Raw genomic sequence first — 2,389 nt, 5'->3', positions numbered from 1 at the left:
TGCAGGCGGCCTATCCGCTATCGTGAGCCGCCATTGCACAAATCTATTAAAACTGCATTGACAAAGACAGCGGCGCATGTTATAAATAAGCCATGTAATCCAATTGAAATAGTAGGTTATAAGTTAAGATTATTGGAGGGAAAATGAATGGCCAAAATAGCAAAAAACCTTACCGACCTCATCGGAAACACGCCCCTATTGGAGTTGTCAAATTACAACCAGTACAATCACTTGAACGCCCGAGTGATTGTTAAATTGGAGTATTTTAATCCAGCCGGCAGTGTCAAAGACCGTATCGGCTATTCCATGATCAAGGACGCTGAAGATAAAGGGCTGATCAACAAGGACACCATTATTATCGAACCCACCAGCGGCAATACCGGCATCGCCCTGGCCTTTGTAGCGGCTGCCAAGGGCTACCGGCTTATTTTGACTATGCCTGATACCATGAGCGTTGAACGCAGGAACCTGCTCAAAGCCCTGGGAGCGGAACTGGTGCTGACTCCCGGCGCCAACGGTATGCCGGGGGCCATTCGGGCCGCCGAAGAACTGGCCGCCCAAACGCCCCACTCCTTTATACCGCAGCAATTCAAAAATCCGGCCAATCCTGAAATTCATCGGGCTACCACAGCTGAAGAAATATGGCGTGACACCGACGGCCAGGTTGACATCTTTGTAGGCGGGGTGGGCACGGGTGGAACCGTCACCGGAGTGGGAGAGATTCTGAAAGAGAGAAAACCCGGCGTGCAGATCGTAGCCGTGGAGCCTTTTGATTCCCCGGTATTATCCGGAGGATCGCCCGGACCCCATAAAATACAAGGTATCGGTGCGGGATTTGTACCGGACGTTTTGAACTTAAACGTGGTGGATGAAATATTCAAGGTTAAAAACGAGGAGGCCATCGAGGCGGCCCGCCTGCTGTCCAAAACAGAAGGGCTGCTGGTGGGGATCTCGTCCGGAGCCGCCGTTTTTGCCGCCACCCAACTGGCTAAAAGGCCGGAAAACCAGGGTAAGACCATTGTGGCTCTGCTCCCCGATACCGGAGAAAGATACTTGTCAACGGTCTTATTCCAGGAAGGCTAAATTCAGCAGGGGAATCGGGATAGTATATATTTTCGATTCCCCATTAATTTAGCTTAAAACATACTAAACATATATGACAAATTATAATGAAATGGAGGGCAGGAGGTGAAAAGATGAGTCTTGAAAAAAACCTTTCGAAAGATGAACGTTTGATTATCTCTCGTCTGGATTTGGATTATTTGCTCAATTTAATAGAAGAAATTCGCTTCGGTTCGCTTACAATTATCATTCAAGATGGCAAAGTGGTTCAAATTGACAAACACGAGAAAATCAGACTGGTTTGAGCCGGCAATGCAATATCCGACAGTCAGATTATATGCCTGTAGGATTTTTGTAATTATTTTGATTATAAATATTTGAACACCGAAAAAATCCAAGAAGAAGGTGATTGGAAGTGGGGTTTTTAAAGCTTAAACCTAAAGTGGAGCAAAATGCAAAAAAAGCTCTTAATACGGAATCTAAAATTTCGATCCATAATGTAAGTCGAATTTACCCGATTAAAAATACCGGTGAAGGGCCGAAGCGTTTTGTGGCCATACAGGATGTCAATCTTGAAGTTGAAAAAGGCGAATTCATAGCCATTATAGGATCAAGTGGGTGCGGAAAATCCACCCTCCTCGACTTAATCGCCGGTCTGGCTCATCCGGACTCCGGCGAGATTTATATAGATGGCCGATTGATTACCGGTCCGGCCCTGGACAGGGGCATTGTTTTGCAGGGATACGCGCTTTTTCCCTGGCGTACGGTCCGGGACAATGTTGAATTTGGCCTGGAAATAAAAGGTGTACCCAGGGCTGAACGCGGAGCGATTAGCGACAAGTTTATCAATTTAGTGGAACTACAGGGTTTTGAAGATCGCTATCCCCATGAGTTGTCGGGAGGCATGAAACAAAGAGTGGCTATTGCCCGCGCTCTGGCTTACGATCCCGAGGTTTTGCTGATGGATGAACCTTTTGCCGCCGTCGACGCTCAGACCCGGGAAAGCTTGCAGGATGAATTGCTCCGCATATGGGAAAAAACCGGGAAAACCATTATCTTTGTCACCCATAGCATCGAAGAAGCGATTTATCTTGCCGACAGAGTGGCGGTGATGTCGCCTAACCCGGGAAAGATAAGAGAAGTCATCGATATTAAACTGCCCAGGCCCCGTTACAACAGCGATGTGCGGGCATCTGCCGAATTCGGCTGGATCAGGCACAAGGTCAGAAATCTACTCCAAGACGGAGGGGAAGAGACGTTTATTTCCAACAGCTCTCAGGATGTATCGGAAGCGATTTTCCAGGATACGGCTCTTTAGAACTTGCCC

3 protein-coding genes are annotated in these 2,389 nt (G+C 47.6%); all 3 read left to right on the top strand.

Going from position 1 to position 2,389, the window contains the following annotated elements; genetic code table 11:
* Positions 1 to 147 precede the first annotated feature (147 nt).
* Positions 148 to 1,083 (top strand): cysteine synthase A, encoded by a 936-nt coding sequence (gene cysK / locus B3W37_RS08925; protein ID WP_483175444.1) that lies wholly within the window; start codon positions 148 to 150, stop codon positions 1,081 to 1,083.
* A 113-nt stretch (positions 1,084 to 1,196) separates the two neighbouring features.
* A complete protein-coding gene (locus B3W37_RS08920) occupies positions 1,197 to 1,367 on the top strand; it encodes a YezD family protein (RefSeq protein ID WP_481039603.1) in 171 nt (56 codons plus the stop codon).
* A gap of 110 nt (positions 1,368 to 1,477) precedes the next feature.
* On the top strand, positions 1,478 to 2,380 hold the full coding sequence (locus B3W37_RS08915; RefSeq protein WP_483175443.1) for an ABC transporter ATP-binding protein: 903 nt from the start codon (positions 1,478 to 1,480) through the stop codon (positions 2,378 to 2,380).
* Positions 2,381 to 2,389: the final 9 nt, after the last annotated feature.

It is taken from the genome of Syntrophomonas sp. UBA5494 (assembly GCF_002426325.1).
Note: the sequence above shows the minus strand (reverse complement) of the source record. Positions and strands in the feature narration are given on the sequence as shown.